The organism is Exiguobacterium sp. s166 (assembly GCF_018618855.1).
Taxonomy (GTDB): Bacteria; Bacillota; Bacilli; order Exiguobacteriales; family Exiguobacteriaceae; genus Exiguobacterium_A.
In genome coordinates this window covers 405,660-420,277 of record NZ_JACSMU010000002.1, presented here as the reverse complement: position 1 = coordinate 420,277, position 14,618 = coordinate 405,660, and the positions used below count along the sequence as shown (strand labels likewise).

Here is a 14,618-nt window from a genome sequence, read left to right as displayed (position 1 = left end):
ACTGTTGATTTTGTTTAAAAAGCACGTTTTTTCTTTTTACCCTTTTTTCCTTCAATGACAGTCAAGTGTGGTGCTTTTGACCGGTCACGAAGGGGACGCACTTTATTAGATGTGGCCGTTTTCGTCGTTTTGACCGGTTTCTTCTTAAAATCTGTCCGGCGGGGAGAGGGGTTGTTCTTGGCATGCATTTTTTTAGACTGCGCAACAGATTTTCGATATTGAGAGTTCGTTCCGCTGCTGACGCTATTTCGTGTTAAAAATTTAAACAGCAAGAAGATGATTCCAGCTGTAATCGCAAAAAACAGTAATTGTGAAAACAGACTACCGGGATCATTAGCAAGCTTATATCCAAAGCCGACGAACGCAAACAGTAACACGACAAGTGCGAATGTAGAGCCAATCCGTTGTCTAATCATATTATCACCCCTGTTATCAATTAACCAAGTGCATTCTCATGTAGGTTATGTTCCTGTTTTTCGAGTGCTTCAAACGCGTAAATCGCAACCTCGATTTGAGAATCATCCGGTTCTTTCGTCGTCAAGTACTGTAACCACAGGCCGGGTAAGGCGATGACGCGTAACCCTCTAATGTTTTGCGCTTTATTTGTTAATTGTAAAACTTCAAACGAAAGACCGATGACGACAGGCAACAAGGCAATCCGACAAACAAGACGTAACCATAATGGATCGGTCGGTACGATTAAATACACGAAAAATCCGACGATGACAGTGAAAATCAAGAAACTCGAACCACACCGGTAATGCAAACGGCTGCTTGTCCGGACATTTTCGACCGTCAATGTCTGGCCACTCTCGACACAGTTGATGACTTTATGTTCCGCACCATGATATTGAAACAGTCGTTTGACGAGCGGGGTCAAGGAAATCAGATAGAGGTAACTGAACAGCAAGGTCAACTTGATCAAGGCTTCCAGTACGTTTTGAATCAAATGTCCGGATAACGCCGGGAAGTAGCTGAAAAGTGAGGCTAGAAACGCAGGTAATAACGTAAACATCAATTTTCCGAAAAAGAACGACAAAACACCGAGTACAGCGACGCCGAGCCATTTCGTAAACTGGCCTTGGGAAGCGTCTTCCGGCTCTTCTTCACCCGGATTGACACCGTAACGGTCACTGGCGAAGTTCATATGGCTTGCTCCGTTTGCTGAAGACTCGACTAAAGCGAACAATCCGCGGATCAAAGGGATTTTTTTACCGACGGCAATCCGTGGTCGACTTGGTTTTTTTTGTTCGAATGTTTCAATCGTATCGTCATTTCGGCGAATGGCTGAGACGGCATGTGTAGCATTTTGGAACATGACACCCTCGACGATGGCTTGTCCACCAACGGGCGCTTGAGCAGTTTTCATAGAGAAACGCATCCCATCTTCAAATAAAATATCGTGTACCGTCATTTTACTCGATTTATAGAAAAAACACTATGTTCAGCTGTCGATGCTAGTCGAAAATTTAGGAGACGGAAAACGACTTATGATACAATGACAGGGACAATCTGGAGGTGATGAAATGCGGATATTCGTCTTGAATGGACCGAACTTGAATTTGCTTGGGACACGGGAACCGGATACATATGGGACGCAAACTTTATCGGATTTGGAAGATCTGATAAAACACCGTTTTAAGGATATTGATTTTCAGTTCGCCCAATCGAACCACGAGGGGGAATTGGTCGATTATTTACATGGAGCGCGCGGATATGACGGAATCGTTTTGAATGCGGCAGCTTACACGCATACGAGTATTGCGTTGCGGGATGCGATTGCGGCAATCGGCGTACCGACGATTGAAGTTCATTTATCAAACGTTCATGCGCGCGAAGCATTTCGGCATCAGTCGATGCTTGCACCGGTTTGCCGAGGTGTCATCAGCGGTTTAGGGATGACGGGGTATCTGCTCGCAGTAGAAGCGTTGATCCAACCGTCTACATAATAAAAGGGGGAAACAGACATGAAACATCGTATCGAAGCACTCCAAACGGCTCTTAAAGAACGTGATTTACCAGGTCTTCTCGTCACGAAGGCGGAAAATATCCGGTATATTTCCGGATTTACCGGCTCGAGCGGTGCGTGTCTCGTGACGTCAGAACAAGCTTACTTCGTGACGGATTTCCGTTACACGGAACAAGCGGCTGATCAAGTAAAAGGAATGGAAATCGTTCAGATTGAACGGTCGATTCCGGAAACGATGGGTGAATTGATGGCGGGAGCCCGCGTGCGTGCAGTCGGTGTCGAAAAAGATGCGATGACACTTGGCTCATTCGAAGCATTCGATCAGGCATCAGCTGTGGAATTGGTTCCGACGACTGGAATCGTTGAAAACCTACGCTTGATTAAGGATTCATCAGAGATTAAGATGATTAAGGAAGCGGTGGATTTAGCAGATGCGACGTTCCACCACATCTTGACGTATATTCAAGCTGGTCGAACAGAACTTGAAGTCTCGAACGAACTTGAATTCTTTATGCGTAAACAAGGTGCGACGTCTTCGTCGTTCGATACGATTGTTGCGTCTGGTTATCGTTCTGCGTTACCGCATGGTGTTGCCAGTTCGAAAGTCATTCAGTCAGGTGAACTCGTGACGCTTGATTTTGGTGCGCTTCTGAACGGATACGTCTCGGACATCACGCGTACTGTTGCCATCGGACCAATCAGTCCGGAGTTACAGAAGATTTACGATACCGTCCTTCAAGCGCAACTCGCAGGCGTTGACGGATTACGTCCGGGAATCACTGGAATTGAAGCAGACGCTTTGACACGTGACATCATCAAGGATGCAGGATATGGGGAATATTTTGGTCATTCGACGGGTCATGGAATTGGGTTAGAAGTACATGAAGGACCAGGATTATCGTTCCGTTCTGAAACGAAACTGCAACCTGGTACGATTGTTACGGTTGAACCGGGAATTTACGTACCACAAGTCGGAGGATGTCGGATTGAAGATGACGTCTTGATCACCGAATCAGGGCGTGAAATTCTTTCGTCTTCACCAAAAGAACTTATTACACTGTAAAAATGGCAAGATCAACATTTAGGAGGAACTTTTCATGGTATCAGTAAACGATTTAAAAACAGGACTTACAATTAAAACATCAGACGGAATGATTTGGCAGGTCCTTGAATTCCAACACGTTAAACCGGGTAAAGGTGCAGCATTCGTCCGGACGAAAATGCGTAACATCCGTAACGGAAACATTCAAGAGATGACGTTCCGTGGTGGTGAACGTGTCGAGCGTGCCCACATCGAACGGAACAAAATGCAATACTTGTATCCGATGGGTGAAACGTATGTCTTCATGGATACAGAATCATATGAGCAATTGGAACTCACAACGGCTCAAGTCGAAGCGGCACTCCCGTTCCTTCTTGAAAACATGGAAGTTCAGATTGCGATCTACAACGGCGAAGTCCTCGGAATCGAACTTCCGAATACAATCGTCATGACGATCGTTGAGGCAGAGCCTGGTGTCAAAGGCGATACAGCATCAAACGTCAAGAAAAATGCGACGGTCGAGACGGGACATATCATCCATGTACCACTCTTCATCGAAGCAGGAGAAAAAGTAACAGTTGATACACGTACTGGTGATTTCACAGGGCGTTACAACGGATAACCCAGCTTTCGAAGCGCCTATTCATCCTCGTCTTGGATGGACAGGCGTTTTTTCCTCTTGTCTTGACTTGCGTCCTTTGGTATGACCAGTTAATATTAGTATTTGAGTAGGCATTAGCACCTGGTATAATATTAAAGTATAATAATAAAGGTGAATGTTGAGATAGGGGATGAAGAAAAATGAAAATCGATCAGTTGAAGCAAGTACTCGAAATGTTGGACCAATCGAGTGTCAATGAACTTTCTCTTGAAACCGATACGTATAAGTTAAAATTAAAAAAACAAAATGATAACATCGTTGTTTCCCATCAAGCACCGGCACCGGCCGCAACACCGGCAGCGCAAGCTCCAGTAGCCGTCACGGAATCAGCAACGGAAGAATCAAATGTTGAAGCAGATACGGTAACGATCAATGCGTTGATGGTCGGAACGTTTTATTCGCGTCCGAATCCGGACAAACCGTCTTTCGTCAAAGTCGGCGATCAAATCGAAGTCGGTCAAGTCGTCTGCGTCTTAGAAGCCATGAAACTATTTAATAATCTGAACTCGGAAGTAGCCGGAACAGTCGTCGAAATTCTCGTCGCAGATGGAGACCTTGTTGAATTCGGACAACCTCTCTTCCGGATTCGTCCTTGAGCGGGGTGATGGCAATGGAAAAACTTTTAATAGCGAACCGGGGCGAGATTGCGGTCCGAATCATTCGTGCGGCAAAAGAACTCGGCATTCAGACGGTTGCCGTTTATTCGACAGCGGACCGGGATGCCCTGCACGTCCGTTTAGCAGATGAAGCATATTGTATTGGAGATGTCAGTTCGACGGCTTCTTACTTGAATGTCACGAATATCCTGGCTGTTGCGACCAATCGGAACGTCACGATGATTCATCCGGGATACGGGTTCCTCGCGGAGAACGTTGATTTTGCCGAGATGTGTGAAGCCTGTGGCATCAAGTTCGTCGGACCGACATCCGCTGCCATCCGTCAGATGGGGATCAAGGATGTCGCGAAACAAACGATGATTGCCTGCGGTGTACCTGTCGTACCGGGTTCTGACGGGACGGTCACGGATGACGAGGCGTTACAACTAGCGGATGAAATCGGCTATCCTGTTATCATCAAGGCAACTGCCGGCGGAGGTGGACGAGGCATTCGTGTCGCCCGTTCACAGGAAGAACTTGTGACCGGTCTGGATGAAACGCGCCGTGAAGCGAAACAAGCATTCGGCAACAGCGAAGTGTATCTCGAACGTTTTATCGAAGAGTTTCGTCATGTCGAAGTCCAGGTACTCGCCGATCGTCACGGAAACGTGATTCATCTCGGGGAACGGGATTGTACCGTTCAACGACGGATGCAAAAACTGATTGAGGAAGCCCCGTCGCCGGCCGTTAGTCCTGAAACACGTTTGAAGATGGGGGAAGCGGCAGTCAAGGCAGCGAAAGCGATTGACTATACGGGAGCCGGGACGATCGAGTTCATCTTTGTTGAAGAGACGGAAGAATTCTTCTTCATGGAAATGAATACGCGAATCCAGGTCGAACATCCGGTGACGGAAATGATCACGGGATTTGATCTTGTGCAGGCGCAGCTCCAGGTGGCGCTCGATCATCCACTGGCTGTTCAGCAACAGGATATTGAATTCCGGGGGCATTCGATTGAATGCCGGATTAATGCGGAAGACCCAGATCACGATTTCCGTCCCCACGCTGGACGGGTCACACAATACGTCGCACCGGGCGGAATGGGCGTCCGGATCGATAGTGCAGTCTATCCGGGGTATATGATTCCTCCGTACTATGATTCAATGGTCGCCAAACTGATTGTTCATGCCGAAACACGTGAAGAAGCATGTGCAAAAATGGAACGGGCTTTATCTGAATTTTGGATCGAGGGTGTCAAAACGACGATTCCTTTCCATCAAAAAGTCTTGGCACATCCGGTATTCCGTCGTGGAACATTTACGACGAAATTTACAGAACGTGAACTAAAAGCAGAAATCGTGAAGTAATCGTGGGCGGGAGTCGATTGTATTTAACTCCCGTCTTTTTGCCGTTCTCTATGTTTTTTGAAAAAAGAATGTGCTAAACTAATTGATTGAGAACGATAAAAAAAGGAGCACGTAAAATCATGATGAAAAGACATATGGCGCGCGAACTGGCAGTACAGTCTTTGTTCCAAATGGAACTCTCGGATCTGTCTGCACAAGAAGCCATTGAATTCGCAGTAGAAGGTAAAGAATATGATACGTTTGTTACACGATTGGTCGAGGGTGTCGAAGCCAATAAACCGGAAATTGATCAAAAGTTGCGTGCCGCGCTCGTGAACTGGTCATTTGAACGTCTCGGAAACATTGAACGGACGATTCTTCGTCTTGCGGTGTATGAACTGTTGTTTGAAACTAAAATTCCAGTCCGGGTAACGATCAACGAAGCGATTGAATTGACAAAAGCTTTTGCCGACGAAGAAGCAACAAAAATCGTCAACGGTGTGTTAGGAAAAGTAGCACAAGAAGTGGAACAAAACGGTTTGAAAGAAAATCCGCAAAGCAACTAACTTAAACAGAGAAGTTTGATCAGGCAAAGAGTGAAGTGAATATTTTTTGGGGAGTGGACAAAATCATGGCAGTCGTAATCGATGGGAAACAAGTCGCACAATCGTATCGTTTGAAACTGAAAGAAGAAGTCGCACGTCTGAAAGAACAACGTATTCAACCGAAGCTGACCGTCATCTTAATTGGGGAAGATCCAGCCAGCCAATCGTATGTCCGTGGTAAAGAAAAAGCGGCACAAGAGATTGGTATGGAGTCTGATTTAATTCGACTACCGGAAGAGACGGGGGAATCGGAATTACTTCACTTGATTGAACGTTTGAATGCCGATGCAAGCGTACACGGTATTCTCGTTCAATTACCTTTGCCAAAACATATTGATGAAAGTAAGGTCATCTTCGCCATCGCGCCGGAAAAAGATGTCGACGGATTCCATCCGGTCTCAGTCGGAAAAATGATGATCGGAGAACCAACCTTCTTACCGTGTACACCAAACGGCATTCTTCACCTCATCAAGGAAATGAATGTACCGATTGCCGGTCGTCATGTCGTTGTCGTCGGCCGAAGTCAAATCGTCGGAAAGCCTGTCGGTATGCTGTTCTTGAATGAATCAGCGACAGTGACCTATTGTCACTCGAAAACTGCAGATCTCGGTGCGATGACCCGTCAGGCGGACATTTTGATCGTCGCTGTCGGTGTACCGAAACTGATTACAGCCGATATGGTCAAGCCGGATGCCGTTGTCATCGATGTCGGTGTCAACCGGGTAGACGGGAAGTTGGTCGGAGATGTCGAATTTGAAGCTGTGAAAGATGTCGCTTCGATGATTACACCTGTTCCTGGTGGGGTCGGACCGATGACGATTACGATGTTGCTTCATAACACGATTGAGGCGGCGAAATGACGAATCCTCTTCAGGTTTCCGAACTCGTCCATTACGTGAAGCGGGAACTCGAGAATGACTCGTTGCTCCAACAAGTTCAGGTGGTGGGAGAAGTGTCGAACTTTAAACGACACTCTTCCGGTCACCTTTATTTTACGTTGAAAGACGAACAGTCGCGGATGAAAGCCGTTATGTTTGCCCGCGATGCCGGTCGTGTCAAAACGGACATCCGGGACGGTGCCCGTGTTATCATAACGGCACGGATTTCGGTATATGTCGCGTCGGGTGAGATGCAGCTCTACGTCGAACGTATGATGGAGGACGGTGTAGGTGTCCTTTACGAAGCATATATCCGATTGAAAGAGGATGTCGAAGCCCGAGGGTGGTTTGAAGCGGAACAGAAACTGCCGTTGCCGGCATTCCCGCAAAGAATCGGAATCGTAACATCTCCGAAGGGTGCAGCCTTGCATGATATTGCGACGACGTTACGGCGGCGTTATCCACAAGCTGCCATCGTCTTTGCACCTGTTTTGGTCCAAGGAAAAGACGCAGCACCCCAAATCGTCCGTGCCATTGAAGCGATGAACGAACATCAGGCATGTGATGTGATGATCATCGGTCGGGGGGGCGGATCAATCGAGGAGCTGTGGGCGTTCAACGAAATGTCGGTTGTGACGGCGATTCATCAATCACGAATTCCGATTGTGTCAGCGGTCGGTCACGAAACAGATTTTACGATTTCTGATTTTGTGGCGGATGTCCGCGCGGCGACGCCGACAGCCGCGGCAGAACTTGTGACGCCTGAAGCAGTAGAACTCGAGAAGCGTCTCAATGAGCTGAATCGAAGGTTGACACGACACTACGCTCAGTACATCAACGAACGTAAAGAGCGAGTCAACCGACTGGCAACCAGTTACGGATTGAAATCTCCCCGGGTCTTGTTAGGTTTAAAACAGGAAAGATTGGACCGGGCAGAGATGGGACTTCACCGAATCGGGAAGCAAGTACTTCAGACGAAACAACAAGCGTTGACCGATCAGGTGAATCGATTTGCCCGGATTGCGATGCAGGAACGTCTTGCGGAGCAAGGGAGCCAATTGATTCGGACGCGAAAGCAGCTGGAACGGATTCACACCATCATGCGTTCGAAGCAGGATCGGCTATATCAAATGATTGCCCGACTCGACTCGGTCAGTCCGACGCAAGTCATGCTTCGTGGATATACATACGTCGAGCAGGATGGACGACTTGTCCGCTCCGTAACAGAATTGTCAGATCAGACCTTCCGGGTTCAGTTTCATGACGGGAGTATCCTAGCGAAACGAGAGGATGAAGAAGATGGAAACAGAACAATCCTTTGAATCGGCTTTAGAGCGATTGGAAGAGATCGTCGAATTACTGGAAGCGGGTGAAGCACCGCTTGAGCAGGCGATGAATTTGTACGAGGAAGGCGTCAAATTGACGGCACTCTGTCAAGGGAAACTGTCGACGGCAGAACAACGGTTGGATCAAATCTTGGAGCAAGATGGCACGTTACGTGAAAAAGGGGGATCACAATGATTGTCTTAACAGAGTGGAAAACGCAAGTGGAACAAGCGCTGGAAACATTCATGAATCGTCTCGAAGCACCGGATCGTCTGCGGGAAGCAATGCGTTATTCGCTTGATGCAGGTGGCAAGCGTGTCCGACCGGCGCTGATTTATGCTGTCCTCGATTCGTATGGGATCGACCGTAAGATGGGTGACGCAGCAGCGGCAGCGCTTGAGATGATTCATACATATTCGTTGATCCATGATGACTTACCGGCGATGGACGATGATGATATGCGACGCGGACGTCCGACAAATCATATTCAATTTGACGAAGCGACGGCGATTCTCGCTGGTGATGCGTTACTGACGAATGCCTTTACCTGTTTACTCGAGACGACGGCCACGGCAGAAGTCAAAGTGAAATTGCTCGAGCGACTTGCAATGGCGGCAGGTGCAGCCGGAATGGTCGGCGGTCAATTAGACGATATGCTGGGGGAGCGCGGCGGAATCAATGACGCGGAAGAACTCGAGTCGATTCACCGTCGAAAAACAGGAGCATTGTTGATTTTTGCAGTCGAAGCAGGTGGTATTTTAGCCGGCGTTACAGAAGCGGATCTCAAACATTTGAAGCGATACGGCCGTCATCTCGGGATCGCGTTTCAGATTCAAGACGACATTTTGGACGTAACCGGAGACGCTGACAAAATTGGAAAACCGGTTGGCAGTGATGAAGGAAATGACAAAGCAACGTATCCGAAACTACTAGGTCTTGACGGAGCGGAACGGGCACTTGCAGCCCAGGTGACGGCAGCAAATGAAGCAATCGAAGCACTTTCCGCCGAAGCGGCACCGCTTAAAGATTTGCTTGACTTCGTCGTCAAGCGTGACCATTAAGAGAGGCGGCGTAGTATGCCGTCTTTTTTTATGCGCCGGGAATGTGGCGTTCGCAAGATTGTTCTAGTACAATGTAGGGTACAAACCATATAAGAATGCAAGGGAAAGAGGCGGTAAGGTATGAAGTTGACAGAGATACAGGATCCGTCATTTTTAAAGCGTATGTCAGTCTCGGAATTAGAACTGTTCGCAGGCGACATCCGACGCTTTTTGATTGAAGAACTAGCAACAACAGGTGGACATCTAGCACCGAATTTAGGTGTCGTTGAACTGACGTTAGCGCTTCACCGTGAATTTGACAGTCCAAACGATAAATTCGTCTGGGATGTCGGACACCAAGCGTACGTGCATAAAATTCTGACAGGACGGGCAGGTCAGTTTGATACGTTACGTCAACACAAAGGGTTGTGCGGGTTCCCGAAACGCAATGAGAGTATCCATGATGTCTGGGAAACCGGACACAGCTCGACTTCACTTTCGGCAGCGATGGGGATTGCTGTGTCGAATGAGTTAAAAGGAAACGATGACCGGGCAATTGCTATCATCGGAGATGGTGCGTTGACAGGCGGAATGGCACTTGAAGCCTTAAACCATATCGGAGCCGAACAACAAAACGTCATCGTCATCTTAAACGACAACGAGATGTCCATTGCACCGAATGTCGGAGCAATGCACCAAATGTTAGGAAGAATCCGTTCTTCCCGCAAAGTCCGTTATGCGCAAGATGAACTGGAAACGTTGATTAAAAAAATTCCTTTGATCGGCGGGAAGCTAGAAAAAGGTGGAGAGAAAATCAAGGAAGCTGTCAAAGGGGCACTTGTTCCCGGCATGTTCTTTGAAGAACTCGGTTTCAATTATTACGGACCGGTTGATGGTCATGATCTGAACGATTTAATTGAACAGCTGAACTACGTGAAGAAAGAAGAAGGACCTGTCCTGCTTCATGTCATCACGAAAAAAGGAAAAGGATACCGTCCTGCTGAATACGACGGCATCGGCACATGGCACGGCCTTGGACCGTACAAGATTGAGTCGGGTGAAGTCATTAAAGGGAAATCAAAAGCACCAAGCTATTCGTTTACAGTAGCAGATACATTGACGAAGATGGCCCGTGAGGACGACAAATTGACACTGATCACGCCGGCCATGAGCGTCGGATCAAAACTCGATTGTTTTGAGAAAGAATTCCCGGAGCGGATGTTTGATGTCGGTATCGCAGAACAACATGCCGTCACGTTCGCTGCCGGTCAGGCAACACAAGGAATGAAACCGGTCGTCTCGATTTACTCGACATTCTTCCAGCGCGCATACGACCAGCTCGTTCATGACGTTGCACGTCAGAACCTCGATGTTACGTTTACGATTGACCGTTCTGGTCTCGTAGGTGCTGATGGCGAGACACACCAAGGTGTCTTTGATATCGCCTTTATGCGCCACGTGCCGAATATTCGGATTGTCATGGCGAAGGATGAGAATGAACTGCAACACCTTCTTTATTCGGCTGTTAAACACGAAGGACCGATTGCTGTCCGTTTCCCGCGTGGAGAAGGAATCGGTGTGCCGATGGATGAGACACTTCATGAGATTTCGCTTGATACATGGGACGTGGAGCGTGAAGGAACGGATGTCGCCATCATGGCGTTTGGTCCACAAGTGCAAGACGCCCTGAAAATCGCGGAACTTCTTGAAGGAGAGTTATCGGTACGGGTCATCAATGCCCGGACGATTAAACCACTGGACGAAAAAATGTTGACGGCTTTATATGCAGAAGGCATTCCACTCGTGACGCTTGAAGAAGCGGTGCTTAAAGGCGGATTCGGTTCAGCTGTTCTCGAACATGCCAATGAACAGGAAGCTTTCCCGCGCGTCAAACGATTTGGTATTCCGGACTGGTATATCGAACACGGCGGCGTCAACGAATTGTTAGAAGAAATCGGATTATTGCCTGGACAAATTGCGGAAGAAGTTCGTTCGTTTGTCAATCAAGGAAAGAAACAGAGTGTGTAACGATTCATGGAAACTGTAAAAAAAATCCGCCTCGACGTCTTACTCGTCGAGCGCGGTTTATGTGAAACACGTGAAAAAGCAAAACGGACCATCATGGCAGGTCTTGTATTCAGTGGAACGGAACGACTCGAAAAAGCCGGTGAAAAAGTGAAATCAGACATCGATTTGACGGTTAAAGGTCAAGTCATGCCATATGTCGGTCGTGGCGGATATAAGATGGAGAAAGCACTTGCTGTATTCGATATCGATGTATCCGGACGGATTGGTCTTGATATCGGCTCTTCAACAGGCGGTTTCACGGATTGTGCCTTACAAAACGGAGCTGCACATATGTATGCGCTGGATGTCGGGTCAAATCAACTGGATTGGAAGTTACGGTCGGACGATCGTGTGACGGCGATGGAGAAAACAAATTTCCGTCATGCGACGCCAGACATGTTTTCGATTCAGCCAAGCTTTGCGACGATTGATGTCTCCTTCATTTCGCTCCGATTAATTCTTCCGCCCTTAAAAGCCATTCTAGCTCAGGGTGGGGATGTCATCGCGCTCGTCAAACCGCAGTTTGAAGCAGGACGGGATGATGTCGGTAAAAAAGGAATCGTTCGGGATGAACGGATTCATGAACGGGTACTCAAAGAGATGGTGGATTTCTTCGTTCGCGAAGGATTTTATGTCAAACAATTAGATTTCTCACCGATTACCGGTGGTGAAGGCAACATTGAGTTTCTCTTGCACGCCGAGCTCAAGACACCGGGAATGGAAGAGTCGGTTGATTCACTTGAAACTGTCCGCCTGGCACATGCCGCGTTATAAGTCCAATCGATTTTTGAACAGACTCCGTCAAAGATGATGGAGTCTGTTTTTGATTTGTCAGGAATGAATAGGGCAAGCATGGACTTTTATCGAATTATTGGATTACAATAGTATCAGTGAAGAAAAACTGTGAGGTGCAAGGATGACAAAGGGGCAACGGTTAATCAAGATTCGGGAAATCATTACGCAGTCAGAAATCGAAACACAAGATGAGTTGGTCGAGGAACTTCGAAATGCAGGGTATAAAGTAACGCAGGCTACCGTCTCTCGGGACATTAAAGAACTCCATCTCGTAAAAGTACCGTTAAATGATGGACGATATAAATACAGTTTACCTGCCGATCAGCGGTTCAATCCACTTGGAAAGTTACGCCGGTTACTCGGAGATAGCTTCATCTCGATTGATTCTGCTCAAAATTTGATTGTCATGCATGTCTTACCGGGGAATGCCAACGCATTAGGTGTCCTCTTTGATCATTTAAACTGGCCGGAGTTGCTCGGTACGGTCTGTGGAGACGATACGATACTGATGATTACGCGAAACGAAGAAGCAGCAACGGAAGTGACTGAACGTATTTTAGGAATGTTGTAAGGAGTTGACAAGATGTTAGCTGAACTATCGATAAAACAATTTGCAATCATTGACCAGCTACAGATTGATTTTAAAAAAGGTATGACGGTCTTGACCGGAGAGACAGGAGCCGGCAAATCGATCGTGCTGGATGCGATTGGATTACTGATCGGTGGTCGCGGGTCTGCTGAATTTGTTCGGTACGGTGAGGACAAGGCTGAATTAGAGGGTCTTTTCATGATTGAAGACGGTCATATGGCGTATTCGTTAGCCGAAGAGTACGGGATCGACATGGAAGACGGCATGATTATTTTACGACGTGATTTGTTTGCTTCCGGAAAAAGTGTCTGTCGCGTCAATCATAAATTAGTCACGTTGACGATTTTGCGGGAATTCGGACGGGCGCTTGTCGATCTGCATGGTCAGCACGAACATCAACATTTGATGGAAAGTACGTATCATCAAACGATTTTGGATGATTTCGGACATGCGACGATTGCTCCGATTCTCGAACGGTATCAAGAACGTTTTCAGCAGTATGAAGAAAAACGTGATGCCTTACAAGCGTTGGCGCAAAGCGAGCAGGAATTAGCGCAACGCATCGATCTGCTGTCCTTTCAAACGGAAGAAATCGATAGTGCGAAACTCCGAAAAGGAGAAGAAGAAGAGTTGTTGAGCGAACGAAACCGGTTAGCGAACTTCGAAAAGCTTCATGCTTCTCTCAGTGCGGCTTACGATGCGTTGCATGATGAACGACGTGGTATCGATTCCGTAGGAGACGCGATGCGTGAATTGCAGCAGGCTTCAAGTATCGATGACGAGTTTTCAGGTCAAAGTGATACCCTGGCGAATGCATTTTATGCGATGGAGGAAGTCGGGTATGCGGTCCGTGATCAACTGGAGACATTAGAGTTTGATTCGAATCGGCTTGATGAAATCGAACTCCGTCTATCCGTATTCCAACAGTTGAAACGGAAATACGGGGCGACGATTGAAGAAGTCATCGCCTACGGGAAAAAAATCGGTGTGGAACTGGATGCGATGACAAACCGGGATGAGCGGATTGAGAAACTGAAAACAGAAGTGGAACAGTTGGAAACGGAACTGTTCGAGATCGGTGGCGAGTTGTCCCAAGTCCGGAGAAAAGAAGCAAATCTTTTAGGTGAGGCGATTCATCTCGAGCTGCGTCAGTTGTATATGGAAAAAGCCCGGTTTGAAATTCGTTTCCTACAGGACGGAAAGGTACCGACTTTACGTAGAAACGGAATCGATTTCGTTGAGTTCTATATCATGACGAATGCTGGAGAACCGTTTAAATCACTTGGAAAAGTTGCTTCAGGCGGCGAATTGTCACGTATCATGCTTGGTCTGAAATCGATTTTCTCACGTTCAGTCGGTGTAGCATCCATCATCTTTGATGAGGTGGATACAGGCGTATCAGGACGTGTCGCCCAAGCGATGGCGGAAAAGATTTATCGTCTGTCGATCGACAGTCAAGTGTTGTGTATCACTCATTTGCCTCAAGTCGCTTCCATTGCGGATCAACATCTGTATATCCGGAAAATCGAAGAGACGGACCGGACGACGACACAGGTCAACGTTCTGACGGATTCGGAGCGCGGAAATGAACTGGGACGGATGATTTCCGGTACACATATGACGGATTTGACGTTGCGTCATGCGGAAGAACTGATGGAACAGGCAATGCATATGAAGGAATCGCTTAAAAATGGGGTGTAACAA

16 protein-coding genes are annotated in these 14,618 nt (G+C 47.4%); 14 read left to right on the top strand and 2 right to left on the bottom strand.

What is annotated here, in order from left to right; genetic code table 11:
• Window positions 1–14: 14 nt before the first annotated feature.
• Entirely contained in the window at window positions 15–416 is a 402-nt protein-coding gene (locus tag KNP93_RS06545) for an SA1362 family protein (RefSeq protein ID WP_114596354.1), read from the bottom strand.
• A gap of 20 nt (window positions 417–436) precedes the next feature.
• Window positions 437–1,369: a DUF1385 domain-containing protein gene (locus tag KNP93_RS06540; protein WP_214854005.1), complete on the bottom strand. Its 933-nt coding sequence runs from the start codon at window positions 1,367–1,369 to the stop codon at window positions 437–439.
• A gap of 157 nt (window positions 1,370–1,526) precedes the next feature.
• Here KNP93_RS06540 and aroQ point away from each other — a divergent pair, with 157 nt between their 5' ends.
• From aroQ to recN, 14 genes are all read left to right on the top strand, one after another.
• Complete coding sequence (aroQ, locus tag KNP93_RS06535) at window positions 1,527–1,949, top strand: type II 3-dehydroquinate dehydratase (RefSeq protein WP_131503138.1); 423 nt, start codon at window positions 1,527–1,529, stop codon at window positions 1,947–1,949.
• Between the two features lie 18 nt (window positions 1,950–1,967).
• Window positions 1,968–3,032: a M24 family metallopeptidase gene (locus KNP93_RS06530; protein ID WP_214854002.1), complete on the top strand. Its 1,065-nt coding sequence runs from the start codon at window positions 1,968–1,970 to the stop codon at window positions 3,030–3,032.
• Between the two features lie 34 nt (window positions 3,033–3,066).
• A complete protein-coding gene (efp, locus tag KNP93_RS06525; protein WP_012369804.1) occupies window positions 3,067–3,633 on the top strand; it encodes an elongation factor P in 567 nt (188 codons plus the stop codon).
• Window positions 3,634–3,812: 179 nt separating this feature from the next.
• Window positions 3,813–4,268, top strand: coding sequence for an acetyl-CoA carboxylase biotin carboxyl carrier protein (gene accB, locus KNP93_RS06520; RefSeq protein WP_131503136.1), 456 nt, complete (start codon window positions 3,813–3,815; stop codon window positions 4,266–4,268).
• 14 nt (window positions 4,269–4,282) lie between these two features.
• Window positions 4,283–5,635 carry an acetyl-CoA carboxylase biotin carboxylase subunit gene (accC, locus tag KNP93_RS06515; RefSeq protein ID WP_131503135.1) on the top strand — a complete coding sequence of 451 codons (1,353 nt, stop codon included), beginning with the start codon at window positions 4,283–4,285 and terminating at the stop codon, window positions 5,633–5,635.
• Window positions 5,636–5,754: 119 nt separating this feature from the next.
• Complete coding sequence (gene nusB, locus KNP93_RS06510) at window positions 5,755–6,180, top strand: transcription antitermination factor NusB (RefSeq protein WP_131503134.1); 426 nt, start codon at window positions 5,755–5,757, stop codon at window positions 6,178–6,180.
• 65 nt (window positions 6,181–6,245) lie between these two features.
• A complete protein-coding gene (gene folD, locus KNP93_RS06505) occupies window positions 6,246–7,079 on the top strand; it encodes a bifunctional methylenetetrahydrofolate dehydrogenase/methenyltetrahydrofolate cyclohydrolase FolD (RefSeq protein WP_131503133.1) in 834 nt (277 codons plus the stop codon).
• Window positions 7,076–8,419: an exodeoxyribonuclease VII large subunit gene (xseA, locus tag KNP93_RS06500; RefSeq protein ID WP_131503132.1), complete on the top strand. Its 1,344-nt coding sequence runs from the start codon at window positions 7,076–7,078 to the stop codon at window positions 8,417–8,419. Before folD ends, xseA begins: the two co-directional genes overlap by 4 nt.
• Window positions 8,397–8,618 (top strand): exodeoxyribonuclease VII small subunit, encoded by a 222-nt coding sequence (gene xseB / locus KNP93_RS06495; RefSeq protein WP_214853999.1) that lies wholly within the window; start codon window positions 8,397–8,399, stop codon window positions 8,616–8,618. The genes xseA and xseB overlap by 23 nt, the downstream gene beginning before the upstream one ends.
• On the top strand, window positions 8,615–9,484 hold the full coding sequence (locus KNP93_RS06490; RefSeq protein ID WP_131973181.1) for a polyprenyl synthetase family protein: 870 nt from the start codon (window positions 8,615–8,617) through the stop codon (window positions 9,482–9,484). Before xseB ends, KNP93_RS06490 begins: the two co-directional genes overlap by 4 nt.
• 120 nt (window positions 9,485–9,604) lie before the next feature.
• On the top strand, window positions 9,605–11,491 hold the full coding sequence (gene dxs, locus KNP93_RS06485) for a 1-deoxy-D-xylulose-5-phosphate synthase (protein WP_131503130.1): 1,887 nt from the start codon (window positions 9,605–9,607) through the stop codon (window positions 11,489–11,491).
• Between the two features lie 6 nt (window positions 11,492–11,497).
• Window positions 11,498–12,304 carry a TlyA family RNA methyltransferase gene (locus KNP93_RS06480; RefSeq protein WP_214853996.1) on the top strand — a complete coding sequence of 269 codons (807 nt, stop codon included), beginning with the start codon at window positions 11,498–11,500 and terminating at the stop codon, window positions 12,302–12,304.
• A gap of 142 nt (window positions 12,305–12,446) precedes the next feature.
• Window positions 12,447–12,896: a transcriptional regulator AhrC/ArgR gene (ahrC, locus tag KNP93_RS06475; protein WP_131503128.1), complete on the top strand. Its 450-nt coding sequence runs from the start codon at window positions 12,447–12,449 to the stop codon at window positions 12,894–12,896.
• 12 nt (window positions 12,897–12,908) lie between these two features.
• Window positions 12,909–14,615, top strand: coding sequence for a DNA repair protein RecN (gene recN, locus KNP93_RS06470; RefSeq protein ID WP_214853993.1), 1,707 nt, complete (start codon window positions 12,909–12,911; stop codon window positions 14,613–14,615).
• Window positions 14,616–14,618 lie beyond the last annotated feature (3 nt).

Coding starts and splice junctions, on each gene's coding strand:
- xseB (WP_214853999.1), top strand. CDS start 8,397: ATGGAAACAGAACAATCCTTTGAATCGGCTTTAGAGCGATTGGAAGAG.
- KNP93_RS06530 (WP_214854002.1), top strand. CDS start 1,968: ATGAAACATCGTATCGAAGCACTCCAAACGGCTCTTAAAGAACGTGAT.
- efp (WP_012369804.1), top strand. CDS start 3,067: ATGGTATCAGTAAACGATTTAAAAACAGGACTTACAATTAAAACATCA.
- xseA (WP_131503132.1), top strand. CDS start 7,076: ATGACGAATCCTCTTCAGGTTTCCGAACTCGTCCATTACGTGAAGCGG.
- KNP93_RS06480 (WP_214853996.1), top strand. CDS start 11,498: ATGGAAACTGTAAAAAAAATCCGCCTCGACGTCTTACTCGTCGAGCGC.
- KNP93_RS06540 (WP_214854005.1), bottom strand. CDS start 1,369: ATGAAAACTGCTCAAGCGCCCGTTGGTGGACAAGCCATCGTCGAGGGT.
- aroQ (WP_131503138.1), top strand. CDS start 1,527: ATGCGGATATTCGTCTTGAATGGACCGAACTTGAATTTGCTTGGGACA.
- recN (WP_214853993.1), top strand. CDS start 12,909: ATGTTAGCTGAACTATCGATAAAACAATTTGCAATCATTGACCAGCTA.
- KNP93_RS06490 (WP_131973181.1), top strand. CDS start 8,615: ATGATTGTCTTAACAGAGTGGAAAACGCAAGTGGAACAAGCGCTGGAA.
- ahrC (WP_131503128.1), top strand. CDS start 12,447: ATGACAAAGGGGCAACGGTTAATCAAGATTCGGGAAATCATTACGCAG.
- accC (WP_131503135.1), top strand. CDS start 4,283: ATGGAAAAACTTTTAATAGCGAACCGGGGCGAGATTGCGGTCCGAATC.
- KNP93_RS06545 (WP_114596354.1), bottom strand. CDS start 416: ATGATTAGACAACGGATTGGCTCTACATTCGCACTTGTCGTGTTACTG.
- dxs (WP_131503130.1), top strand. CDS start 9,605: ATGAAGTTGACAGAGATACAGGATCCGTCATTTTTAAAGCGTATGTCA.
- folD (WP_131503133.1), top strand. CDS start 6,246: ATGGCAGTCGTAATCGATGGGAAACAAGTCGCACAATCGTATCGTTTG.
- accB (WP_131503136.1), top strand. CDS start 3,813: ATGAAAATCGATCAGTTGAAGCAAGTACTCGAAATGTTGGACCAATCG.
- nusB (WP_131503134.1), top strand. CDS start 5,755: ATGATGAAAAGACATATGGCGCGCGAACTGGCAGTACAGTCTTTGTTC.